We start from the raw sequence: 23,137 nt of genomic DNA on the forward strand, positions 1-23,137 counted from the left end.
CTCGCGGCGCCTACGCCGCGTCGCCCACCGAGATCGCCTCGGCCTCCACGAGCACCGGTTCGGCCTCGCCGTCGACGCGCTTCAGGGCGCGGTGGCCCAGCACGATGATGAGCGTCGCCACGAGCACCGATCCGGCGGCGGCGTAGTACGGCGCACCCGGCGAGATGAGGCGCGCGAGCTCGGCCGCGGCCGGCGGCGCCATGGCACCGCCGAGGAATCGGACCGCCGAGTAGGCGCTGGACGCCACCGAGCGCTGCAGGTCGGTCGCCTCCATGACGCATTCGGTGAGCACGGTGTTCAGCACGCCGAGCACGAGGCCGCCGACGATGATCCAGACCACGAGCCATGACGGCGAGTCGATCGAGAGTCCGGCCGCGACGAGCACGACGGCCAGGAGCGGCAGCGCGATGCGGAGCACGAGGGTGCGCGGCATCCGCGCGGTGAGGAGGGGGGCGACGAACACCGAGGTGATCGCCAGCGCGACGCCCCACCCGAAGAACGTGAAGCCGAGGCCGAGCGCGTCGAACCCGAGCGGGAACGGCGAGTAGGCCAGCAGCACGAAGAAGCCGATGTTGTAGAAGAGGGCCGCAGCGGCGAGCACCGCGAGCGCGGGCTGGCGGAGCGCCTTGATCGGCGCCGACAGGCGGGTCGGTTCGGGTCGCGGATCATCCGGCGCCCCCTTCAGCAGCACCACGATGGCGATGAACCCGATGGCCATGAGCACGGCGGTGCCGAAGAACGGCCCGCGCCAGCTGAGGTGGCCCAGCAGGCCGCCGAGCAGGGGGCCGATGGCGATGCCCAGCCCCAGCGCGGCCTCGTAGAGGATGATCGCAGCGCTCGACCCGCCCGACGCGGCCCCGACGATGGTCGCGAGCGCGGTCGAGATGAAGAGGGCGTTGCCGAGCCCCCAGCCGGCACGGAAGCCGATGATGGTCTCGACGTTCTGGGAGAGGCCGGCGGCAGCGGCGAACAGGACGATGATGCCGAGCCCGATGAGCAGCGTCTTCTTCGCGCCGATGCGGCTCGAGACCCAGCTGGTGCCGAGCATCGCGAGGCCGGTCACGAGCAGGTAGCTCGTGAACAGCATCTCGGTCTCGGTCGGCGTGGCCTCGAGGCTGTCGGCGATGGCCGGGAGGATCGGGTCGACCAGGCCGATGCCCATGAACGCGATGACACTCGCGAAGGCGACGGCCCAGACGGCCTTCGGCTGCTTGAGGATCGACCCGGATGCCGCGTGCCCGGCGCTCACGCGACGTCACCCGTCTGCATGGCGGTACGGGCTCGTTCGAGGCGGGTGCGCACGATCTCGACGGATGCCGCGAGCGTCGCGATCTCGTCGTCGGTGAGGTCGGCGAAGGTCGGCTCGAGTGCGGCGGTGATCTCGTCGCGCCACGCGAGGAGCGCGGCGCCCCCGCTCGGGTCGGCGGAGATCAGCCAGGCGCGGGCGTCGCCGGCGTCGGCGATGCGCCGGATCCATCCGCGCTCGTCGAGGGTGTGCACGAGCTTGGTCATCGTCGGCTGGCTGACCCGGCTGACGCGGGCCAGCTCGCCGAGCCGCATGGGGCCGAGGTCGCGGAGCACGGCGATGGTGCGCCAGATCGCCGGTGATTCGGCGTTGCCGCTGACGGATGCCGCGAGCCGCGTGAGTCGGTTGTTCACCGACACGAGGTCGCCGAGGACGGTGCGGAGTTCTGTGGTCACGTCGGTAATTATACATAGCTTGGCTATGCAAATTCCGAGTGCCTTTCGATCGGGAAGACGCGAACCCCGGAGACGACGGATGCCCCGTGGCTCATGACGAGCCACGGGGCATCCGTTTTCGTTCAGGTGACGCAGGTCACCTCAAGCTGCGACCCTCTCGCGAGGGCGCCGACTACTTGAGGGTGACGGTGGCGCCAGCAGCCTCGAGGGCCTCCTTGGCCTTCTCGGCGGCTTCCTTGTTCGCGCCCTCGAGCACGGCCTTGGGAGCGCCGTCGACGACGGCCTTGGCCTCGCCGAGGCCCAGCGAGGTGAGCTCGCGGACGGTCTTGATGACCTGGATCTTCTTGTCGCCGGCAGCCTCGAGGATGACGTCGAAGGAGTCCTTCTCCTCGACCTCTTCGGCACCTGCACCGGCACCAGCGGCGCCTGCGACGGCGACGGGAGCGGCCGCGGTGACCTCGAACTTCTCCTCGAACGCCTTCACGAACTCGCTGAGCTCGACAAGCGTCAGACCGGCAAACTGCTCGAGCAGCTCTTCAGTGGTGAGCTTCGCCATGATGTATCTCCTAGATATTTGGGGTTGTTGAACGAGATCGTCGGGCGCTTACGCGGCCTCGGCGGTCTCCAGCTTTTCGCGAAGCGCGTCGATGGTGGCGGCAGCCTTGCCCATCGTCGCCTTCATCATTCCCGCTGCCTTCGCCAGCAGAACCTCGCGGCTCTCGAGCGAGGCGTACTTGTTGACCTCATCGGCGTCGAGGGACTTGCCCTCGAAGACGCCGCCCTTGATCACAAGATTCGGGTTTGCCTTGGCGAAGTCACGAACGGCCTTGGCGGTGGCGACGAAGTCGCCGTGCACGAAGGCGACGGCGGACGGACCGGTGAGGCCCTCGTCCAGCGTCGAGATACCCGCGTTGTTCGCGGCGATCTTGGTCAGCGTGTTCTTCACCACGGCGTAGCTCGCGTCCTGACGGATGGTGTTGCGCAGCTGCTTGAGCTGGGCAACCGTCAGGCCGCGGTATTCGGTCAGCAGAACGGCGGTCGAGCTCTCGAACAGGTTCGTGAGTTCGGCAACCGAGGCTTCCTTGTTCGCCATGGCCACTCCTTGTGTACTCAACGTGCATCACGGTGGTGATGCACGGCGTCGGATCGCGGCGGGCGGTCGTGGACAGCAAAAAGGCTCCGGCGCAGTTGCGCGGAGCCTGGCCGATCTCGATCGGAAGTCTTCGTCACACCTGCGCGGGCCCCTGCTTTCGCAAGACTTCAATCGGCTCGTCTCCTGCGGAGCAGGTGATGGGCACGACAACCAGCGGTCTTCGGCTTCGGGACACATTACCGGATGCCGCGGCTCCCGCCAAATCGTCACCCGGCGGTCTACTCGGGGAGCGGCGGGGGCGGCGCCTCCAGGCACATCGCACGATCGATGTCGCGGTCGCCCCATGGCGCCGCGACCAGTTCCGTGGCCTCCTGACCGACGACGTCGTACACGTACGGCTGGCCGCTCACCGGCGTCGCCGCCGCCTGAGAAGTGGTCACCTCGGTGCCGGCGAGCTCGGCCTCGGTGAAGGAGTCGAGCATGTCGACCTGCGTGCTCCAGCGGATCGCCCATGGGAAGGTCGTCTCGACGTGGATCTCCAGGCACGACTCGAACTCGAGATCCATCTTCGAGACCTCGACCTCGTAGAGAGACGGATCGTCGGGTACCTGCGGTCCGCTGCCGGTCGTGCAGTAGCCCATGCCGCCCGATTTCGTCTCACCGGGCGCCAGCACGGCCGTGTCGTTCGCGGCTCCGCCGATGCGCCAGACACCGGTCGCCGCGTCGAACGCGGTCGTGACGATGCGGGACAGGCCGAACGCGCCTGGAATCGTCGGGTCGTATCCCCACAGCGGCGGGAGGTCGACGTCGAACTCGACCCACCACTCGAGCGGCTCGGCAGTGGTGTTGGTCACGGACATCGTCAGCACGCAGAGGTCAGCGTCGTTCGGAGGCTGCGTGGGCTGCTCCAGGACCGCGAACTCGAGGCCGGGCGACATCGCGATCGCGTCGTGCGAGGTCTCGGCCAGGGGCGGGAACGTCTCGAGCGCGCTCACCTCGGCGTGGAACGCCGTCTGGTCCACCCACGCCGCGGTCGTCGTTGAGATCGACGCCGCTCCGCCGACCATCGCCGCCGCGGCCGCGAATGCGGCGAGCGCCCGCCACCGACGCACTCGGGCGCTCATGCGCCGCCCCCGCTCGCCGATGACACGCGATCGACGAATGCCGCAACATCCGTCGGTGACCCGGCGCCGGCATCCGCATCGGCCTCGTCGCCGTTCTCGGATCGCCCCGGCGGCAGCATCGCGAGACCCACGAGGGCGGCGAGGGCGATCAGCAACGGGATCGCCACGGGCGGGCGACTGATCGTCTCGACGACGAATCCGCCGCCCGGGACGACGAACAGTGGCGCGGGCACGCCCTCACCCGCCGGGACCGCGTAGGCCTCGGCATCCGACGCATCGTTCGCGTCGCCCTTCATCGTGACCGTGAACCCGCTCGCGGCGGGCTCGATCGCGACCACCCGGTGCGTCACGAGCTTCCGCGTCTGCGTGCTGGTCAGGGTGATCACGTCGCCCGGCGTCACCGCCTCGATCGCTCGGGGCACCCCCACGATGAGGTCGCCCGTGCGGATTCCGGGCTGCATCGAGCCCGAGACGACGATGAGCGGATGCAGGAGGCCGAGCGCGCTCGCACCCCACATCAGCCCCGACAGCACGCCGAGCCCTGCGAGCAACCAGAGCATGGTGCTGCCGATCCCCCGCAGCACCGTCATGACGTCCGCTCCGGCGCACGTCCGCGAGCACGGGTGGCCGCGATGCCGGCCAACAGCACGCCGGCGGCGAGCAGCGCAGAGCCCCAGGCGAGCGCGGCCAGCGATGCACCGGTCGCGGAGAGCCCGTCGTCGTCGGCGACGAACGTGAGGCGACCGAGCGCCGTGCCATCGTCTTCGGGCGAAACGTCCGCGTCGGCGACGACCGTCACCGAAACGTCGAGCTCGCCGGCCGACATGGGCGTCTCGACGAACCCGGCGAGCCCGGTGCACACGTCGTCGCGGCAGACCGTGACGTCGAGCGAGCCGCCGGCGAGCAGGCCCGTACGCTCCACCCACGCGACGGACGTGAGCGTCGCATCGCGCTCGAGGGTCGCGACGGCGGACTCGATGCGGGTCTCGCCGGGCGAGAGATCGTCGAACACCACGGTGAACTCCACCGGCTCGGCGGCGCGCGAGGCGCTGGCGGCGCCGAGGGCGAGCACGAGGGCCCCCGCGAGCACGGCGAGCATCGCAGCGGCCCAGGCGAGGGCGCCGCGACGCACCCGTGTGCTCGTGCTCGTGCTCGTGCTCGACATGCGACTCGTTTCAGCCAGACGCGGCATCCGTCACCGGGTGCGCGGGATGGGGCCTTCCGGCTACGGCGTGGGGACCGTGGAACCGATGAACTGCAGGGGCACGACCGGCGAGTCCACATCCTGCATCGCGTCGTCATCGGGCGAGACCCAATCGGGCGTCTGCACCACGACCCACAGGCCGAGCGTCGTACCGGCCGGGATGACGGTCGTCGTGTACTCGGTCGTACCGGTCTCGTCCGTGAACACTCCGATCGCCGCGGGAGACGACGGGGCGGTCGCCGACGGGTCGAAGAGCGGATTGCCGGTGAGCGTGAGGGTGGCGAGCTCAACGCTCAGGTCGACGGTCGAGTCGTTCCAGAGCCAGATCTGCACCGCACGGGTCTCCTCGGGCACGAGGTCGGCGAACGACGCGGCGGGGATCACGATGGCCGTGCCCTCGTCGTCGGCCTCCTCCCAGTTCGCCGGATCGAGTGCGGGCGCGGTATCGCCCAGCGCGCCGTAGAGCTCGATCGACGACGTGTTCGCGGTGGCGCTGAACCAGACGTCGTCGGTCCAGGCCGCGGTGGTGATCGCGGCACCGACGCCGAGCACGGCGACCGAGGCCAAGGCGATTCCGGTGATGAGTCGACGCTTGCGCGCCTGTTCGGGAGTACGCGTGGACATGTCTTTTCCCTTCGTTTCCGACCGCCTGGCCGGGTCGGCGGCGGCCGCCCGTCCGAGTGGCCACCCGTGAGTGTTCAGTTGTGCGAGTTCGAGGCCGTGATCCGGATGCCGCGGCATCCGGATCACGCCGGTCAGTCGGTCGTCACCCCATCGGTGGTTGCCTGGAAGATCAGCTCGAGCGAGCCGGCGCGGCCCTCGTTCTCCTGCGCCCAGTCCGAAGGCGTGCTGACGGTGACGGTGACGGTGAGCCAGTCGCCGCCTCGGAGGACCCAGCCCTCGATCGGCAGCACCGGCGTGTTGTTGCGATCGACCGCGGTGACGACGACGTCGGGCGGATCGGGGAACAGGTTCGCCCCTGACCAGGAGAGTGAGGCCGGATCAGCCGGGTCGAACACCATTCCCACGGGAAGCGAGCCCGCGTTCCGGAGCCAGACCGTGGCGCTTCGCGTCTGGCCGGGCCCGAAGTTCTGGAAATCGATCGCGGGAGGCACGAATCGGGCGATCAGACCGCTGTCCGCAGGGGCGCCCGGGAACTCCTGCCAGTCGAGGCCGTCGGGGACGGTGCCAGGGTTCGTCGGGTCGAGATAGTCGACGGCGCCTTGGAGTTCGATCGTGCCCGACGAGACCGTGGTGTCGAAATGGACGCTGTCCGTCCAGGCCGCGACGGTGATCGCGGAACCGATTCCGACGACGACGAGGGCGGCGAGGGCGAGCCGCACGACATGCAGGCGTCTGGCGCGGACCGAGGAAAGGATGCGTGTCGGCTCGCGTCGTGCCATGTTCCCCCCCAGGTGCGGCTTCCCGAAGTGTACTGCGCAGTGAGCGGGGAATAGTTGACCGACGTCCAAGGTTGACATGATGCAACCAATTTTATATAGTTGCTAAATATCAACTTGTAGCAGACGCAACTCGTAAGGAATCACCGTGACTTCAGTGGCAGACAAGCCCACGACCGGGTCCATCCCGGCCGCGCCGGCGCAACGCACCCCGCGCGAGGTGATCATCGCCATCTCCGGCCTCGTCGTGGCGATGTTCGTCGCCGTCATCTCCGGCACGGTCGTCTCGACCTCGATGCCGCTCATCATCGCGGACCTCGGCGGCGACCAGACGGCCTACACCTGGGTCATCACCGCGAGCCTGCTCGCCATGGCCGTCTCCACCCCGATCTGGGGCAAGCTCGCCGACCTGGTGAACCGCAAGGCGCTGCTCATGGCGGCGATCGGCCTGTTCGTCGTCGGTACGGCGATCGCGGGCTTCGCCCAGGACACCACGACCCTCATCGCCGTGCGCGTGGTCCAGGGCCTCGGTGCCGGCGGCCTCATGTCGCTCGTCATGATCCTCATCGCCGTCATCATCTCGCCGCGCGAGCGCGGCAAGTACATGGGCTTCGTCGGCGGCATCATGGCCGTCGCGACCATCGGCGGCCCGCTGCTCGGCGGCGTCATCACCGATGCCTGGGGCTGGCGCGCCAACTTCTTCCTGCCGGTCCCGCTCGCGGTCATCGCGCTCATCGTGATCTCGCGCACCCTGCACCTGCCGCCCATGCCGAAGCGCCCCGTGAAGATCGACTACCTCGGCATCGTGCTGCTCGCGGTCGGCGTCTCGCTGCTGCTCATCTGGGTGTCGCTCGGCGGCAGCGAGTTCGAGTGGGACTCGATGACCAGCTACGTCATGATCGGCGTCTCGGCGCTCGCGATCATCGGGTTCATCGTGACGGAGTTCTTCGTCGCGGAGCCCATCGTGCCGATGACGCTCTTCAAGAACCGCACGTTCACGCTCTCCGTGATCGCCTCGGTCGCGATCGGCGTCTCGATGTTCGCCACCAGCGTCTTCCTCGCCCAGTACTTCCAGCTGGCGCGTGGCGCGACCCCCACCGAGTCGGGCCTCATGACGATCCCGATGATCGTCGGCCAGATGGGAGCCTCGATCGTCATCGGCGCGCTCATCAGCAAGTTCGGCAAGTGGAAGCCCTTCATGCTCCTCGGTTCCGTGCTGGTCGTCGCCGGCGCCTACCTCATGACCACGCTCAGCTACGACACCGACTACCTCTGGGTCAGCGTCTACATGGTCGTGCTCGGCGCGGGCCTCGGCATGGTCATGCAGAACCTCACGCTCGTCGTGCAGAACGACACGCCCGCCTCGCAGCTGGGTGCCGCGAGCTCGAACGTGAACTTCTTCCGCACGATCGCCGGCACCATCGGCGTCACCGTCATGGGCTCGCTGCTCGCGACGCAGGTCGGCACGCACATCACGTCGGGCCTGAAGAACTACACGCCCACCTCGCCCGAGGACGTCGACGCGCTGAAGGGCCTCGCCGGCGGCGGCATCCCCCACGTCTCCGAACTGCCCGACGGCATCCGCGTCATCATCGAGAACGCGTACGGCAACGGCATCGCCGACGTCTTCTGGGTCGCCGTGCCGCTCGCAGTGCTGAGCGTGATCGCGATCGCGTTCCTCCCGAACAAGGCGCTCTCGACCAAGACCTCGGCCGAGCAGCTGAAGGAGGAGTTCGAGCAGGTCGCGATCGACCTCGCCGAGGCCGAGATCGGCTCGCCCGTCTCGTCCTCGATCCAGGCGGTCGAGGCGGATGCCGCGGCCGAGCGCTCGACGAAGACGGCGACGCGTCGGCGCGGCGGCGGGGCACATGCTGCCGACACCGCCTCCACCGAGGACGGCGACCGCTAGCATGACCAGCGTGACCGAGGCATCCGCACCCATCGACGAGGCCATCGCCGACGTCGAGGTGCAGATGAGCGTGCTCTTCAGCAAGGCCCGCCTCGTCTGGAAGGAGGCGGCGCAGCAGGTCCACCCCGACCTGCAGCCCGCCGGCTACAAGCTCCTCTCGGCGATCGTGCGCCTCGGCACCACGAACGCGCACGTGCTGGCCGACATGTTCGAGATGGACAAGTCGGTCGTCAGCCGGCAGGTCAGGGTGCTCGAGGAGTTCGGGCTCGTGGAGACGCGGCCCGACGAGCGCGACGGTCGGGTGCGGGTGCTCGTGGCGACCGACGCCGCCATGGACCGCGTGCGCGAGGTGCGCGACCGCAACCAGCGGCGGCTCCGCGATGTCCTGCTCGATCACCCCGAAGACGAGCTGCGGAGCTTCGCCCGCCTGCTGCGTCGCATCGCCGAGGCCTGAGTCCCGCTTCCTCGCCGAGTTCCGCGCGAAGGCCCGCACCCCGAGGGGTGCGGGCCTTCGTGGTGCAGGCGGGTCTCGCAGCCGCCTGGCGAGCGGTGCTATCCGATCGCGCGGAGCGACGACTGGAGCGCACCCATGCCGCCGACGAGCGGCAGGTGCACGGTCGATGCGGACTGCTGGAGCGTGAGCTCGGTGCCGGGCGCCGGGCGCACGGTGTACTCGAAGTCGGAGGACATGACCACGACGCCGATGCGGGAGCCGGCCGAGAACACATAGTCCTTCGGCTCGAGGTCCACGTCGAACGTGTACGACGTCCCGGGCGTGATCGGGTCGGTGACCGCGGCCGAGTTCCGGTTCTCGACGTCGGCCCATCCTCGCGTGATGATCTTCGGCGCGCCGGTCGCCGGGTACTCCACGAGCAGTGCCGTGAGGTTGGCCTTCGAGCGGTCCACCGCGAGCTTCAGCGACACCGACGGCGTGCCCGAGAGGCGCAGCGGCTCGCCGAGCACGTCGGTGCGGTAGGCGAGCCGGTTCGGAGAGGTCTCGGCCGCGGCGAGGGCGCTCGCGCGGATGCTCGCATCGTCGACCAGGTTCTCCGCGGCCCGCGAGCCGCTGCGCGAGACGGTGAGACCGCCGACGCCGTCAGCCGCTTCGGCCGCGCTGAACTTCAGCTTGACCTGCTCCATGGCGGGGTCGGGCCACTCGGGGTACTCGGTGAGCGTGCGGTCCTCGCGGACCACGTACGCCTTCGGCAGCTGCTCGACGCCGTTCTGCACGTCGTACAGGTAGCGCGTGAACCAGCGGTTCAGGAGCGTGTCGTTCGGGTTTCCGCCGTGACCGCCCTGGTGGAGGTAGATCTGGTGGGGCACGCCGTTCGCCTTCAGCGCCTCGTACAGGTCGGAGGCGTTCTTCGTCATCACGTTCCAGTCGTTCAGTCCGTGCGCGACGAGCGTGGCGGCCGAGATCTGCTCGGCCTTGGCCAGGTAGTCGCGCTCGTCCCAGTACGGGCTCGAGTCGCCGCTCGCCCGGTCCTGGTTCGCCCGGAGCTCGTCGATGACCGGCTGGCAGATCTCCTGGTCGAATCGCGTGTACACGTAGTCGGCCAGGACGTCGAGGTCCTCGCCCTGGTAGCCGCCGGGCGCGCGCACGGCGCCGTTCGCGCGGTAGTAGTTGTACCAGCTCGAGATCGCCGAGACCGGCACGATCGCCTCGAGGCCCTCGACGCCCGTGCTCGCCACGCCGATCGGCAGCGTGCCGTTGTACGAGGTGCCGATCATGCCGACGCGGCCCGTGGTCCAGTCGGCGGTCACCTCGGTCGAGCGATCGACGCTCGTGTAGGCCGTGGCACGGCCGTTCAGCCAGTCGACCACGGCCTTGCCGGCGAGCGTCTCGTTCGGTCCGCCGGAGGTGGGGCAGCCCTCGGACCATCCGCTGCCGAGTCCCTCGGCATGCACGACGGCGTACCCGCGCGGGACCCACGTGTTCTCGAGGGAGCCGGAGATGCGCGGACTCGTGCGATTGGTCGGCACGTACGCCGGCCAGGCCTCCTTCTCCGTCGGCGGAGCACCGATCTCGTGATCGACGCCCCAGTTGGTGACCGAGGTGCCGCCTGCGTAGTAGGGGCTCATCTCCATGAGCACCGGGACCTTCAGCCCGTCGGCCGTCTGGGGCACGCGGGTCACGTCGATGTGCACGAGGTCGAGTTCTCCGTCCCGGTCGGAGTCGACCTCGCTCTCGACCCACGCCTCCTCGTTGATCCACTCGGCCGCGGCCTTCGTGAAGACCGCCTGGGAGAGACCGTCCTGGAACGTGGGCTCGATCTCGGGCGAGGCCGCGTAGGCCGGACTCGCCGCGACCGCGAGGCCGCCGGCCAGGACCGTGGTCAATGCCACGGCGGCGGCACGACTGCGTCGTCGCCGATCTGCGTGCAGGGCCGCTGGTGTCATGCTGAGCTCCTTCGATCGTGATCGGGTCCCGTCGGCTCGCCGCCGCGGTGCGGAAGGAGCGAGCACCCGTGGCTCACAGGCTAGGCACAGCCGGAGCACGGGTCACGCGTCAGATGTCGCGGCGGGATGCCGGCCCGGTCGACAGATGTCGAGGTCGACGACGATCGGTCAGTGACCCTCGGCGTCCTCGCCCTGCGTCGACTCACCCGCGCGGAGCAGGATCGACATGTGCACGCCGAGGCGGTCGAGGCCGTCGTCGAGGTCGATGCCCAGGATGCGCTGGGCACGGTTCAGTCGGTTGTAGAGCGACGTGCGGTGGACCCCGAGCCGGGTCGCCGCCCGCTGCACGTGCCCGGCCTCCATGAGGTACGCCTCGAGCGATCGCACGAGGACCTCGCCGTCGCGTTCGGCGGTCAGCCGCTCGAGACCCGGGTGGAAGTCGGCGGAGCCGAGCCCTGCGGCAGCCGCCGAATCCAGGCCGCGGTACACCCCGAGGCGGTCCCAGTGCAGCACGGGCTCCGTCAGGCGGAAGGAGGCGGCGATGCCGAGGGCGCGGCGTGCCTGCCGGTAGCTCTCGCGCGCGGCGACGACGGATGCCTCACCGCCGACCGCGACCCTCCAGACGCCGGAGACCCCACCGTCGGCCGAGTCGGCGACCACGCGCGCGACGCGATCGGTGTCGGCGAAGCGCCCGGTCGAGGACGGGACCACGACCGCCGCGTGGTCGCGCCTGGCCAGCGCCAGCACCCCTCGGCCGCCGAGGGCGCGACGCGCCCGGCGTGCCACCCGCTCGAACTCCTCGTCGGCCGCGCCGCCGCGGGCCGTCGGGATTCCGGTCGTCAGCACGTAGACGCGGAGCAGACCGCTCTCGAACCGCCCTGACTCGACGAGCTCGTCGACGGCACGGCGCCGCACGTCGGCTCGGCCGAGCACGAGCTCGCGCGCCAACTCCCCCTCGCGTGCCGATTCGCCCTCCTGCGACATCCGGATCCTTGCCCACTCCTCGGCCACGAGCTCCGCCGATGCGGCGGCACGTTCGAGGTCGAGCGGCGCCGGGAGGTCCCCCGGCTCGATGAACCAGAGGTGGCCGAACACGACGCCCGCCCGACCGATGGGCACGCAGACTCGTGGCAGCATGCCGAGGTCGGGATTGCCGGGCACCCGCACCGCCGAGGTCGCGGCGTAGACGCCGAGCCGGCTGAGCCAGGCGTGGATGGCCGGATCGGCGCGATGCTCGAGGATCGAGCGACGACGCACGTCGTCGACCTCGTCTGGGTGCGGGCTGTACGCGACCACCGAGCGCCGGAGGTCCTCGATCAGGGCCGGACGCCCGAGCTCGGCGGCGATGCGGATGATCGTCTGCTGCAGGCTCATGGGCGTCTCGGGTCAGGGCTCGTACGGGTGGGGTCGCTCCAGCCTAGGACGACGTCGCCGGCGTGGGCGCCGCAGGGAGGCGAACGGTGAACACCGTCGAGCCGGGCTCGCTCCGGACCGAGACCTCGCCGTCGTGGGCCTCGACGACCGCGCGCACGATCGCGAGGCCGAGCCCCGTGCTCCCGGCACGGCGCGACCTGGACGAATCGCCGCGGGCGAACCGCTCGAACAGCGAGCCGGCGAGCTCGGGCGGGATCCCCGGCCCGTCGTCGCCGACGCGCAGTACGACCTCGTCGCCCTCGCGATCGAGCGATGCGACCACGTGCGTGCCGTCGGGCGTGTGCACGCGGGCGTTCGCGAGGAGGTTCGTGACCACCTGGCGCAGGCGCGGCTCGTCGCCGACGACGACGGTCGGGGCATCCGTCGCCCGCACCTCCCAGTCGTGGCCGGGGCCGGCGGCCTGCGCGTCGCCGACGGCCTCGCCGAGCATGCGTTCGAGGTCGACCGGCAGCGCCGCCAGCTCGCGGCCCTCGTCGAGCCGGGCCAGCAGCAGGAGGTCCTCGACGAGTTCGGTCATGCGCACCGACTCGGACTCGATGCGCGAGATCGCGTGCGTGACGTCGGGCGGCAGGTCGCCGCCGTGCATGCGGGTGAGCTCGGCGTACCCGCGGATCGATGCGAGCGGAGTTCGCAGCTCGTGGCTCGCGTCGGCCACGAAGCGGCGCACCTTGCGTTCGCTCTGCTCGCGCGCCGTCAGGGCGGATGCCACGTGCCCGAGCATGCGGTTGAACGCGGTGCCGAGCCGGCCGACCTCGGTGCGCTGGTCGTCGACGGGAACGCGTTCGCCGAGCGCGACGTCGCCCCGCTCGAGCGGCAGCTCGGACACCCGCTGCGCGGTCTCCGTGACGCTCGCCAGCGGGCGGAGCGCCCGCCGCACCACGACCGACCCGACGATGAGGGCGAGGATGAGCCCGAGCGCGGCCACGATCGTGATCGTGAGGGCGAGCTGGGTCGTCGCGGTCGTGACCTCGGCCATCGGCAGCGCGAGCACGACCTTGAGGCCGTCCCACTCGGGGAGCTCGACCGCCTGGGCGCGGTACTCGCCCAGCCGCTCGACCGAGATGGTGTGGCCGGCGCCGTCGGCGGGGACGTCGGCGAGCGAGGCCGCGATGTCGGCCGGGAGCGTGAGCACGCGACCCCGGTCGGCGATGTAGCCGGCGTTCGCCGCGCCGTCGGCCTCCACGAGGGCCGCGAGCGTTCCGGCTTGCTGCCCGGGCACGTTCAGCAGGACGCCGGGTCCCTCGGCCTGCTCGCCCGGGAACACGGGGCCCGCCGCACTGATGTCGGTTCGCGAGATCGCCTCGTCGAGGTCGCCGTCGAGGCGTTCCATCGAGGCGCTGTGGAAGACGGCCACCGTCACGAGGCCCACCGTCGCGCTGACGGCGACGAGAAGGCCGGCGACGATGACGAGCAGGCGGCGCCGGAGGGTCCACGGCCGCCCACGACGACGGTCGGCCACCTCGGCGGGCTCCGCCTCGACGACGGGGCCCGACCCGGTGTGCACGGCATCGGCCCGGGCTGCGGCCGCGTGACCCGGGTCGCCCGGCTTCGTCATCCGGCGGCCTTGATCATGTAGCCGGCGCCGCGAACGGTGTGGATCATCGGCTCACGGCCGGCATCGATCTTCTTGCGGAGGTACGAGATGTAGAGCTCGACGACCGACTCCTTGCCGCCGAAGTCGTACGACCAGACCCGATCGAGGATCTGCGCCTTGCTCAGCACTCGTCTGGGGTTGCGCATGAGGAAGCGCAGGAGCTCGAACTCGGTCGCGGTCAGCTCGATGGGCGTGCCCGCGCGCTCGACCTCGTAGGAGTCCTCGTCGAGCGTGAGGTCGCCGACGGTGAGCACCGGGTCCTTCGCAGTGGCGAGGGTGATCGAGGAGCGGCGGATGAGTCCGCGCAGCCGCGCGACGACCTCCTCCAGGCTGAACGGCTTGGTGACGTAGTCGTCGCCGCCGGCGGTGAGCCCCGCGATGCGATCGTCGAGCGAGTCCTTCGCGGTGAGGAAGAGCACGGGCGTCTCGGTGCCGTCGGCGCGCACGCGCTGGAGCACCTCGAGGCCGTCGATGTCGGGCAGCATGATGTCGAGCACGATCGCGTCGGGCCGGAACTCGCGCGCAGCCTTGACGGCGCTGACCCCGTCGGCCGCGGTGCGCACGTCCCACCCCTCGTAGCGGAGGGCCATCTTCAGCAGGTCGGTGAGCGAGGGCTCGTCGTCCACGACGAGCACGCGCACCATCGAGCCGTCGCCCTTGGAGACCTGCGGGGAACGGTGCGGTGCGGTGGCGCTCATACCTCCAGTATGCGCACGCGACTATGCGTTTCCTATGAACTCCTCGAGCGGATGCCGGATGCCGCGTGCCGGATGCCGGTGCGGAATGCAGGATGCCGGCCGTGCCGCCACGGCCGACTGTACGCGCTTGCTTCCGGACGCGGGCACGCGACTTCTTTCCCCCGGTTGTGCCCGGAAACACGCGTGATTTCCCGCCTGACTGACGTTACATATCGATGATTCATCATCTTTTGCTTGACCGAGAACCAAAAGTCCTCATAGATTCGGTCTCGACTTCGTGCGCCGGGGATTTCGGGGAGCGCCGGGTCGGCATTCGAAACCAATGGAGGTCTCATGCTCGGCAGTCTTCACAACGGGGTGGCGCGATTGCTCGCCGTCGTTGTCACGTTTCTCCTCACGGCCGGCGTCGTCGTCGGCGTGGCATCGCCAGCACAGGCGCACGACGGCGGCCACGTGCTCATCTTCACCAAGACCACACAGTTCCGGCACACCGACGCCATCGACAAGGGCACGCCGCTGATCACCGCGGCCCTCGAGGCCGAGGACATGGTCGTGGTGCACACCGAGGACTCGACGATCTTCAACGACGCCGACCTCGCGGAGTTCGACGCGATCATCATGTTCCAGGCGTCGGGCGACCCGTGGAACGCCGACCAGAAGGCAGCCCTCGAGCGCTATCAGCGCGCCGGAGGCGGCATCGTCGCGATCCACAATGCGACCGACATGCGGGGCAACTACCCCTGGTGGGACACCCTCGTGGGTTCGCTGATGCCGGGCCACGCGGCCACCGGCACGGACCCCGGGCAGAAGGGCACGGTCCGCATCGAGGACCACACGCACCCCTCCACCGAGCACTTCGAGGACACCCGCTGGGAACGCTCCGACGAGTGGTACAACTTCTCGAACAACGTGCGCGGCACCGCCCACGTGCTCGCGTCGATGGACGAGACGACCTACGACGCCGGCGGCAACGCCATGGGCTACGACCACCCGATCTCCTGGTGCAAGCCGTACGACGGCGGACGCGCCTGGGCCACCGCGATGGGCCACTTCGGATCCCACTTTCAGGAGCCGAAGTTCATGGCGCACATCGTCGGCGGCGTCAAGTACGCCGCCGGCCTCGAGGATGGCGACTGCGGCGGCACCGTCTGGGAGAACTTCGAGAAGGTCGCCCTGGACCAGAACACCTCCGCCCCGTTCGCCATGGACATCGCCGATGACGGCCGCGTGTTCTACACCGAGCTCGTGCGCGGCCAGGTCCGCGTCTGGGATCCGGCCACCGACAGCGTCACCACGGCACTCGAGCTCGACGTCTACTCCGGCGGCGAGGACGGCCTGCTCGGCATCGCCCTCGACCCCGCCTTCACCGAGAACGGCCACGTCTACCTCTACCGCTCGCCCGACGCCGCGGACAACGCGAACCCGTCGAGCTTCTTCAGCCGCGTCTCCCGCTTCACCATGGAGAACGGCAGCATCGACCCGGCATCCGAGGAACTCATCATCGAGGTCCCCGCGCGCCGGCTTCCGGACGAGCCGGGCCACACCGGCGGCGGCCTCGACTTCGACGCCGACGGCAACCTGTACCTCGGCGTCGGCGACGACGTGAACCCGCACTCGGAGCCCTCGGGCGGCTACGCCCCGCTCTCGACCCGGCCCGGCACGTTCCACGACGCGAGGGAGACCTCCGCGAACACGAACGACCTGCGAGGCAAGCTGCTCCGCATCACGCCGAACGCCGACGGACCCGGCTACACAATCCCCGAGGGGAACCTGTTCCCCGAGGCGGACGACGCCGGCGACAAGACCCTGCCCGAGATCTACGCGATGGGCTTCCGCAACCCGTTCCGCTTCTCGGTGGACCAGGCGACCGGCAACATCAGCCTCGCCGACTACTCCCCCGACAACGGCAACGACGCACCCACCACGCGCGGCCCCGCCGGCATCGCCGAGTGGAACTACATCACGTCGCCCGGCAACTACGGCTGGCCGCTCTGCATGGGGAACAACGAGCCGTTCCGCGACGTCGACTACACGGCGAACCCGGTCGCGGTCGGCGACTTCTTCGACTGCGCGAACCCGGTCAACGACTCGCCTCGCAACACCGGCCTCACCGAGCTGCCCGCGGCCCGTGCTGCGGACATGTGGTACGGCTACAAGCGCTCGTCGGTGCCCTCGATGATCCCCCAGGGCGGCGGCCTCGCCCCCATGGGCGGACCCGTCTACGACTTCGACCCCGCGCTCGAGTCCGACACGAAGTTCCCGGCCTCGTACGACGGCAAGCCCTTCTTCTACGAGTGGGCGCGCAACAAGATGTACTCGATCCAGCTGAAGGATCCGGCCGCGGGCTCCGGAACGCAGGTCGAGAAGGTCACGCCGTTCCTGCCGCAGGAGCAGTTCCTCGCCCCCATCGACTCGAAGTTCGGGCCTGACGGCTCGCTCTACGTGCTCGACTGGGGCGGCGGCTTCGGGCGTGACAACCCCAACTCGGGGCTGCACCGCATCGACTACATCTCGGGCTCGCGCTCGCCCATGGCGAAGATCTCCGTCGACCAGGACTCCGGCCCGGCGCCGCTCACCGTCGCGTTCGACGGCGCCGCCTCGACGGACCCCGAGAACGCCGCGCTGAGCTTCGCGTGGGACTTCGACGGCGACGGCACGGTCGATGCGACCACGCCGCAGGCGACGCACGCCTACGAGACGGAGGGCGTGTTCGACGCCCGACTGACCGTGACCGACCCCGACGGCAAGAAGGGCACGACGACGGTTCCGATCACCGTCGGCAACACGCGCCCCGACGTGGAGTTCACACTGCCCCCGAACGGTTCGTTCTTCGACTTCGGCGACGACCTGTCGTGGAACGTCGAGGTCACCGATCCCGAGGACGGCACGGTCTCGGGCGACGACGTCATCATCCAGCCGGCGCTGGGGCATGACGACCACGCCCACCCGACGACGCCGCTGAGCGGCTTCACCGGCACCACCGAGACGAGCCTCGGCGGACACGCACCCGACGAGGACATCTTCTTCGCCCTCGACGCGCGCTACACCGACGACGGCGGCGCGGGCGGCGAGAACCCGCTGACGGGCTCCCAGACGACCCTCGTCTTCCCGAAGGTGAAGCAGGCCGAGTTCTTCGATTCCGCTTCGGAGGGCATGACCACGGCACCCAGCCGTGATGTCGAAGGGGTCGACAGCGACCGGGTCATCGTCGGCGGCGACGGTGCGTGGGCGCACTTCGAGCCGGTGAACTTCCACCGCATCGATGCACTCGCGCTGCGCGTCTCGGCACTGGTCGAGGGCGGCTCGATCGAGCTCCGCCAGGGCGGCGTCGACGGCGAGCTGCTCGCCACGGCGGAGGTGCCGGCAACCGGCTCCACCCGCTTCACGGACGTGACGGTCGACACGAGCGCGTTCACGCGGGACACCATGGACCTGTACGTCGTCTTCCGGGGTGCCGAGATCAAGCTCAACTTCCTCGAGGCGATCGGCCAGGGCGCCTCGCCCACCGCGGCCCCGCAGGTCGCGATCACCTCGCCCGAGGCCGGCGTCGAGCTCGAGCCCGGGGCGGATGTCACGGTGGAGGCCACCGCGACCGATTCGGGCGACGGCGTCGAGCAGGTCGAGTTCCTCGTCGACGGCGAGTCGATCGGGACCGACGAGACGTCACCGTACGCGGCGACCTGGACCGCACCCGAGGAGGGGCTCTACGAGCTCACCGCGGTGGCCACCAACGCGGCGGGCAAGTCGAAGACGTCGCGCATCGTCGTCGCGCAGGTCGGCGAGCTCTTCGGCGACCTCGTGCCGTTCACGAACGCCGACGGCACCTTCGAGCGCATCGGCGACGGTCGGTTCCGCATCTCCGGCGCCGGCGACGACGCCTGGCAGGGCACCGACGAGTACTCGACGCTCTACGCACCCGCCGGCGGGGACGATGCCTGGGAGGCGGTCGTCAAGGTCGACGCCCAGCAGAACACCAACGGCGCGGCCAAGGCCGGACTCATCGTGCGCAACGACCTGACGCAGCCGGGCACCTCGCCGGGCTACGCGATGGTCGGCGTCCGCCCGAGCGGCGGCATCGAGTTCCTCGCGGACCCAGACGGCAACGGGCAGCTGAACACCTCGGTGCAGGGCGGCACGACGAGCTACCCGACCTGGGTGAAGCTGAAGCGCGCGGGGGCGGACTACACCGCGTACTTCTCGAAGAACGGCACCACCTGGACCCAGGTGGGCGGCACCGTCAACCTGGCCGGGGCGGCCGCCGTCCAGGACGTGGGCATGTTCATGGTGTCCCACGCCACCGGCGCGGGCACGGTCGACTTCGCGGACTTCGCGATCGACACCGATCCGCAGGTTCCCGAGCCCGTGAAGCCGCTCGAACCCCTCGTCTGCGCGGCCGCGCCGCTCTCCGACGAGTTCGACGGTCCGGCGCTGGCACCCACGTGGGGCCTGCGCACCGCGGACGGCGCGACGATCACGCAGTCCGGCGGCACGCTGAAGCTGCCGGTCGCCCCCGGTGACATCAACGAGGCCTCCCCGGGTCCGGTGAGCTTCGCGAGCAAGCCGCTGCCCACCGGCGCGTGGGAGGCGACGACGAAGATCACGCTGGCGCACACCTCGCACTGGCAGTGGGCCGGACTCGTCGTGCACCAGAGCGACAACGAGTACAACAAGCTCGGCTTCGTGCGCAACCAGAGCGGCGGCCGCTTCGTGGAGTTCCAGAGCGAGACCGGAGGCGCGCGCACCACGCCCGCTGCGCCGGCCCTGCCCGCGGACTTCCCGACGACCATCCATCTGAAGCTGACGAGCAACGGCACCGTCCTGACGGGCGCGTACTCGACCAATGGGGAGGCCTGGACCGCGCTCAACGGCCAGCTCCAGCTGAAGTCGAACGCGCGCATCGGCCTCATGGCGGCCGGCGACCTGGGCACCACCCCGGTCACCGCGCAGGCCGACTGGTTCCGGTTCAGCCCGGAGCCCGCGGCCGGCGCCCCGATCTCGGCGAACGACGGGTTCGACGGCACGGCCCTCGACGGCTGCCGCTGGGGCCAGAGCGTGCGGTACGACTCGAACCACGCGAAGGTCGCCGACGGGCACCTCAAGATCACGACCCAGCCGGGCGACATCAACGGGACCAACCCGCTGTCGCCCAGCAACTTCATCCTCACGAAGGCACCGGAGGGCGATTGGGTCGCGACCACGAAGTTCAAGGCCCCGCTGAAGCACCGCTACCAGCTGGCCGGACTGATGATGTGGGCTGACGACGACAACTACGTCAAGGCCGACGTCGTCGCCTACAACGCCCCCGGAAGCGCGCTCGACCTGCGGGCCGAGCTCGCCGGGGAGAAGGGCGCAGCCGGGATCGGCAACCGCAACCTGAACATCGCCGACAGCACCGAGAGCGGGTACTGGTACATCCGGGTCACGAAGACCGGGAACCTGTACACGGCCGAGGTCAGCGACGGCGGCGTGAACTGGACGCCGATCGGCGACACCGGCATCACGTTCGACCAGCCCCTCCGCGGACTCGGCCTGATGGCCATCGGTCCGCAGCAGGAGGAGCCCGTGGTCGTCGAGTTCGACTCCTTCGAGCTCGTCGCCGATCAGGAGGACACGACCGCTCCGGTGACCACGCTCGCCTGGACGCCGGCGGAGGCCGACGGAGAGGACGGCTGGTACCGGACGGCGCCGAGCTTCGCACTCGAGGCCTCGGATGCCGACGGCTCGGGCGTTGACTCGACCGAGTACGCGATCGACGGCGGCGAGTGGACGGCGTACGACGCACCGGTCGGGCTCACCGGCGAGGGCGAGGTCGTCGTGACCTTCCGCTCGACGGATGCCGCGGGCAACGTCGAGGCCACCGGGTCCGCCACGGTGCGGGTGGACACGGTCGCACCCGCGACCTCGGCGGGCGTCGAGGACGTCGACGGCGGCGTGCAGGTGACCCTCTCGGCCGCGGACGCCACCTCCGGGGTCGCGACGACGGAGGTCCGGGTCGACGGCGGGGAGTGGACGGCCTACGCCGAGCCGCTCGCGTTCACCGACTCGGCGGCGCACTCGATCGCCTACCGATCGACGGATGCCGCCGGCAACGTCGAGGCCGAGCAGGTGGTCGAGATCGAGCCCGCCCAGCTGGACCTGACGGTCGTGGTCACGAGCCGGTGCATCGCCGGCAAGGCGCAGCTGTCGGTCAAGGCGACGAACGGCGAGGACGTGCCGCTGTCGGTGGCCATCGCGTCGGCGTACGGCGAGAAGTCGTTCGCCACGGTCGCACCGGGCAAGAACGCGTTCCACACGTTCTCGACCCGTCTCGGCCAGATGCCGGCCGGTGACGTGAAGGTCACGGCCACCGCCGGTTCCACCACGACGGAGCGCACGATCGCGTACGAGGCACTCGCCTGCGGCTGATCCACGCAACCGGGGCGGCCGTCCATCGGCCGGCCGCCCCGGGGCATCCGCACCCCTTCCAGGCACACCACCCGAGAAACAGAGGATCCAATGACGAAATCCACCCTCCGACTCGCCGCCATCACGGCCGCGACCGGCGCGCTGCTGCTGGCCGGCAACGTCGGCATCGCGGTCGCCGAGGAGCAGCACGGCGGCGGCGAGGTCGACGTGAACGTCGCCATCACCGAGATCACCGAGCCGGGCGTGCTCGCCATGAGCATCGCCGGCACCGAGGTCAGCCTCACCGAGAACGGCTCCGAGGAGCTCGTGCGCCAGTTCACCGGCACGCTGCCCACGGTCACGATCACCGACACCCGCACGGCCGAGGAGATCCCCGAGGGGGCCGCCTGGTACGTGCTGGGCACCGCCACGGCCTTCGCCGGGGACGCCGGCCAGGAGCCGATCGGGGCCGGCCACCTCGGCTGGGCACCCGCGCTCGTCGACGGCGGCGACTCCGGGCTGGTCGCCGCGGGCGACGCGGTCGAGACGGTGCTCGACGACGACGCCGCGCCCGACAACGTCGGCCTGGTCGACCAGGAACTGTTCGCGAGCGCCTACGACTCGGGCGAGATCGCTCCCGAGGGTTCGTGGACCGCGAACGCGGACCTCTTCCTGCGCACCCCCGCCACCGTCGACGCGGGCCAGTACACGGGAACCATCACGCTCTCACTGTTCGAGTAGTCGCAACCGCCGAGCGGATGCCGCGGGCGCCTTGTGCGTCCGCGGCATCCGCTTCGTTGTCGGTGCGCTCGTCGGCGCCCATGGCCGATGCCGGGTCTCGGCACCGCCGTCATCCGATGCGGTAGAACCGCCAGAACGGGTTCTCGATGCCGAGCACGTCCACCCGCTCGAATCCGGCCTCGAGCGCCCAGCGGCGAAGGGTGGGCGCGCGCAGCACGGTGCCGTTCGCGATGCCGTGCGACTCCGCCGTGGTGGCCGGGAGGCAGTGCAGCACGCTCATCGCGTAGAGCATGCGCTCGACCGGGTCGGCGTTCGGCCCGAACTCGTCGGCGACCCGCTCGTCCGCCACGAGCAGCGCTCCCCCATCGGCGAGCGCCTCGCGGAACGCCCCCAGCGCCCGCGCGGGCATGCCCATGTCGTGCAGCGCCTCGAAGACCGTGACGAGGTCGAACCCCGCGGCCGCGTCGATCGCAGCCGCGGCCGCTCGCACGGCATCGGCATCGGCGGCGTCGCCGACGAGGAACGCGACGCGGTCGGCGACGCCGGCGGCAGCGGCGTGTTCGCGCGCCTCCGTGATCGAGGCCACGTCGAGATCGAGGCCCACCACGCGCGCCTTCGGGAACGCGGTCGCGAGCGCGATCGTCGACCAGCCGGTGCCGCAGCCGACGTCGAATACGGTGCCGCCGTGTTCGAGCACGGCGGCGCGGTCGGGCAGCGCATGGACCCAGTCCCGCATGGCGTTGTGGAACCCCGGCCGGTTGAGGGCGTTGAGTCCATGGCGGAGCTCTGACCCGTATGCCTCGAAGGCGACGCCCCGACCGTACGGGAAGTCGGCGACCACCGCCGGGAACGCCAGCGCCACGCCGGCGAGCACGCCCGCAGCGGGAGCGACGTGGCCGGGGTGCAACTCCTCGATCAGGCCCGGTACGTGGTGGGACGGAAGCGAGAACGACCGTGCGTCGGCTCCCGACTCGGCGCCGATGTCGGCGTCGGTCTCGGCGTCGAGGAGACCGGCCGCGGCCTGCTGCTCCAGCCACTCCCGTGCGTACCGCGGGGCGATGCCGGTGGCGACGGCGAGCTCCATGGGATTCAGCGCGCCGCGTTCGTGGAGTGCCCGGTAGAGGCCGAACCTGCGACCGAGCTCGATGGTGAACAGGGTCGTGGCCGAACCGAGCATGCCGATGAGCTGCTCGGCGAACTCGCCGACGCGGACGGCCTCCGGATGGACGACGGCAGCGTCGCCCTCCACGACGGCGAACGACATGCGCTCGGGATCGGTGGCGAAGGCCTGCAGGCCGTCGTTGATTTCGGTGTCTACGACGGCGGACGACATCGTCGAGTCGGATGAGGGGCTGGTCAGGGTTTCGGACATCTCGTCTTTCCTTGCTGGTTCCGTGCTGCGCGATTGTGCGGCACTGCATGCAAGTGAACGCCGAAGCACCGGCGGCCGAATCG

18 protein-coding genes are annotated in these 23,137 nt (G+C 70.1%); 4 read left to right on the forward strand and 14 right to left on the reverse strand.

What is annotated here, in order from left to right; all coding sequences use genetic code 11:
- Positions 1-10: 10 nt before the first annotated feature.
- The 9 genes from GQQ95_RS02285 to GQQ95_RS02325 all read right to left on the reverse strand — a co-directional run bounded on the left by GQQ95_RS02285 (position 11) and on the right by GQQ95_RS02325 (position 6,525).
- On the reverse strand, positions 11-1,249 hold the full coding sequence (locus GQQ95_RS02285; protein ID WP_157425993.1) for an MFS transporter: 1,239 nt from the start codon (positions 1,247-1,249) through the stop codon (positions 11-13).
- Entirely contained in the window at positions 1,246-1,701 is a 456-nt protein-coding gene (locus GQQ95_RS02290; protein WP_246205141.1) for a MarR family winged helix-turn-helix transcriptional regulator, read from the reverse strand. The genes GQQ95_RS02285 and GQQ95_RS02290 overlap by 4 nt, the downstream gene beginning before the upstream one ends.
- Before the next feature lie 172 nt (positions 1,702-1,873).
- Complete coding sequence (rplL, locus tag GQQ95_RS02295) at positions 1,874-2,257, reverse strand: 50S ribosomal protein L7/L12 (RefSeq protein WP_157425994.1); 384 nt, start codon at positions 2,255-2,257, stop codon at positions 1,874-1,876.
- Positions 2,258-2,305: 48 nt separating this feature from the next.
- Complete coding sequence (rplJ, locus tag GQQ95_RS02300; protein WP_157425995.1) at positions 2,306-2,794, reverse strand: 50S ribosomal protein L10; 489 nt, start codon at positions 2,792-2,794, stop codon at positions 2,306-2,308.
- A 278-nt stretch (positions 2,795-3,072) separates the two neighbouring features.
- Positions 3,073-3,918: a hypothetical protein gene (locus GQQ95_RS02305; protein ID WP_157425996.1), complete on the reverse strand. Its 846-nt coding sequence runs from the start codon at positions 3,916-3,918 to the stop codon at positions 3,073-3,075.
- On the reverse strand, positions 3,915-4,508 hold the full coding sequence (locus GQQ95_RS02310) for a signal peptidase I (RefSeq protein ID WP_157425997.1): 594 nt from the start codon (positions 4,506-4,508) through the stop codon (positions 3,915-3,917). The genes GQQ95_RS02305 and GQQ95_RS02310 overlap by 4 nt, the downstream gene beginning before the upstream one ends.
- Positions 4,505-5,083: a hypothetical protein gene (locus GQQ95_RS02315; protein ID WP_157425998.1), complete on the reverse strand. Its 579-nt coding sequence runs from the start codon at positions 5,081-5,083 to the stop codon at positions 4,505-4,507. The genes GQQ95_RS02310 and GQQ95_RS02315 overlap by 4 nt, the downstream gene beginning before the upstream one ends.
- Before the next feature lie 60 nt (positions 5,084-5,143).
- A complete protein-coding gene (locus GQQ95_RS02320; protein WP_157425999.1) occupies positions 5,144-5,746 on the reverse strand; it encodes a hypothetical protein in 603 nt (200 codons plus the stop codon).
- Between the two features lie 131 nt (positions 5,747-5,877).
- Positions 5,878-6,525: a SipW-dependent-type signal peptide-containing protein gene (locus GQQ95_RS02325; protein ID WP_170296932.1), complete on the reverse strand. Its 648-nt coding sequence runs from the start codon at positions 6,523-6,525 to the stop codon at positions 5,878-5,880.
- Positions 6,526-6,775: 250 nt separating this feature from the next.
- Between GQQ95_RS02325 and GQQ95_RS02330 the strand changes: the two genes are divergently transcribed.
- Together GQQ95_RS02330 and GQQ95_RS02335 are read left to right on the forward strand one after the other, a co-directional pair.
- The gene (locus GQQ95_RS02330; RefSeq protein ID WP_157426147.1) at positions 6,776-8,431 is read left to right on the forward strand and encodes an MDR family MFS transporter; all 1,656 of its coding nucleotides are present in this window, start codon (positions 6,776-6,778) and stop codon (positions 8,429-8,431) included.
- A 10-nt stretch (positions 8,432-8,441) separates the two neighbouring features.
- Positions 8,442-8,885: a MarR family winged helix-turn-helix transcriptional regulator gene (locus GQQ95_RS02335; RefSeq protein ID WP_246205143.1), complete on the forward strand. Its 444-nt coding sequence runs from the start codon at positions 8,442-8,444 to the stop codon at positions 8,883-8,885.
- Between the two features lie 98 nt (positions 8,886-8,983).
- Here GQQ95_RS02335 and GQQ95_RS02340 read toward each other — a convergent pair whose 3' ends face one another.
- The 4 genes from GQQ95_RS02340 to GQQ95_RS02355 form a co-directional block, all read right to left on the reverse strand.
- On the reverse strand, positions 8,984-10,831 hold the full coding sequence (locus GQQ95_RS02340) for a Xaa-Pro dipeptidyl-peptidase (RefSeq protein WP_157426002.1): 1,848 nt from the start codon (positions 10,829-10,831) through the stop codon (positions 8,984-8,986).
- A gap of 168 nt (positions 10,832-10,999) precedes the next feature.
- Positions 11,000-12,205, reverse strand: coding sequence for a PucR family transcriptional regulator (locus GQQ95_RS02345; protein ID WP_157426003.1), 1,206 nt, complete (start codon positions 12,203-12,205; stop codon positions 11,000-11,002).
- A 43-nt stretch (positions 12,206-12,248) separates the two neighbouring features.
- The gene (locus GQQ95_RS02350) at positions 12,249-13,820 is read right to left on the reverse strand and encodes a sensor histidine kinase (RefSeq protein ID WP_157426004.1); all 1,572 of its coding nucleotides are present in this window, start codon (positions 13,818-13,820) and stop codon (positions 12,249-12,251) included.
- Complete coding sequence (locus tag GQQ95_RS02355) at positions 13,817-14,557, reverse strand: response regulator transcription factor (RefSeq protein ID WP_157426005.1); 741 nt, start codon at positions 14,555-14,557, stop codon at positions 13,817-13,819. Before GQQ95_RS02355 ends, GQQ95_RS02350 begins: the two co-directional genes overlap by 4 nt.
- A gap of 333 nt (positions 14,558-14,890) precedes the next feature.
- Here GQQ95_RS02355 and GQQ95_RS02360 point away from each other — a divergent pair, with 333 nt between their 5' ends.
- Together GQQ95_RS02360 and GQQ95_RS02365 are read left to right on the forward strand one after the other, a co-directional pair.
- Positions 14,891-20,962 (forward strand): ThuA domain-containing protein, encoded by a 6,072-nt coding sequence (locus tag GQQ95_RS02360; RefSeq protein WP_157426006.1) that lies wholly within the window; start codon positions 14,891-14,893, stop codon positions 20,960-20,962.
- Between the two features lie 90 nt (positions 20,963-21,052).
- Positions 21,053-21,682, forward strand: a complete 630-nt coding sequence (locus GQQ95_RS02365) for a hypothetical protein (RefSeq protein ID WP_157426007.1) — start codon at positions 21,053-21,055, stop codon at positions 21,680-21,682.
- Between the two features lie 109 nt (positions 21,683-21,791).
- Here GQQ95_RS02365 and GQQ95_RS02370 read toward each other — a convergent pair whose 3' ends face one another.
- Positions 21,792-23,054: a class I SAM-dependent methyltransferase gene (locus GQQ95_RS02370; RefSeq protein WP_157426008.1), complete on the reverse strand. Its 1,263-nt coding sequence runs from the start codon at positions 23,052-23,054 to the stop codon at positions 21,792-21,794.
- Between the last annotated feature and the right edge of the window lie 83 nt (positions 23,055-23,137).

The sequence above is a fragment of the Agromyces salentinus genome (assembly GCF_009749395.1).
Classification (GTDB): Bacteria; Actinomycetota; Actinomycetes; order Actinomycetales; family Microbacteriaceae; genus Agromyces; species Agromyces salentinus.

What these genes read in the sequence shown, in the direction of transcription:
- rplJ (WP_157425995.1), bottom strand. Translation starts at nt 2,794, where the DNA reads ATGGCGAACAAGGAAGCCTCGGTTGCCGAACTCACGAACCTGTTCGAG.
- GQQ95_RS02305 (WP_157425996.1), bottom strand. Translation starts at nt 3,918, where the DNA reads ATGAGCGCCCGAGTGCGTCGGTGGCGGGCGCTCGCCGCATTCGCGGCC.
- GQQ95_RS02310 (WP_157425997.1), bottom strand. Translation starts at nt 4,508, where the DNA reads ATGACGGTGCTGCGGGGGATCGGCAGCACCATGCTCTGGTTGCTCGCA.
- GQQ95_RS02370 (WP_157426008.1), bottom strand. Translation starts at nt 23,054, where the DNA reads ATGTCCGAAACCCTGACCAGCCCCTCATCCGACTCGACGATGTCGTCC.
- GQQ95_RS02345 (WP_157426003.1), bottom strand. Translation starts at nt 12,205, where the DNA reads ATGAGCCTGCAGCAGACGATCATCCGCATCGCCGCCGAGCTCGGGCGT.
- GQQ95_RS02355 (WP_157426005.1), bottom strand. Translation starts at nt 14,557, where the DNA reads ATGAGCGCCACCGCACCGCACCGTTCCCCGCAGGTCTCCAAGGGCGAC.
- GQQ95_RS02340 (WP_157426002.1), bottom strand. Translation starts at nt 10,831, where the DNA reads ATGACACCAGCGGCCCTGCACGCAGATCGGCGACGACGCAGTCGTGCC.
- GQQ95_RS02315 (WP_157425998.1), bottom strand. Translation starts at nt 5,083, where the DNA reads ATGTCGAGCACGAGCACGAGCACGAGCACACGGGTGCGTCGCGGCGCC.
- rplL (WP_157425994.1), bottom strand. Translation starts at nt 2,257, where the DNA reads ATGGCGAAGCTCACCACTGAAGAGCTGCTCGAGCAGTTTGCCGGTCTG.
- GQQ95_RS02350 (WP_157426004.1), bottom strand. Translation starts at nt 13,820, where the DNA reads ATGACGAAGCCGGGCGACCCGGGTCACGCGGCCGCAGCCCGGGCCGAT.
- GQQ95_RS02365 (WP_157426007.1), top strand. Translation starts at nt 21,053, where the DNA reads ATGACGAAATCCACCCTCCGACTCGCCGCCATCACGGCCGCGACCGGC.
- GQQ95_RS02325 (WP_170296932.1), bottom strand. Translation starts at nt 6,525, where the DNA reads ATGGCACGACGCGAGCCGACACGCATCCTTTCCTCGGTCCGCGCCAGA.
- GQQ95_RS02320 (WP_157425999.1), bottom strand. Translation starts at nt 5,746, where the DNA reads ATGTCCACGCGTACTCCCGAACAGGCGCGCAAGCGTCGACTCATCACC.
- GQQ95_RS02360 (WP_157426006.1), top strand. Translation starts at nt 14,891, where the DNA reads ATGCTCGGCAGTCTTCACAACGGGGTGGCGCGATTGCTCGCCGTCGTT.
- GQQ95_RS02330 (WP_157426147.1), top strand. Translation starts at nt 6,776, where the DNA reads ATGTTCGTCGCCGTCATCTCCGGCACGGTCGTCTCGACCTCGATGCCG.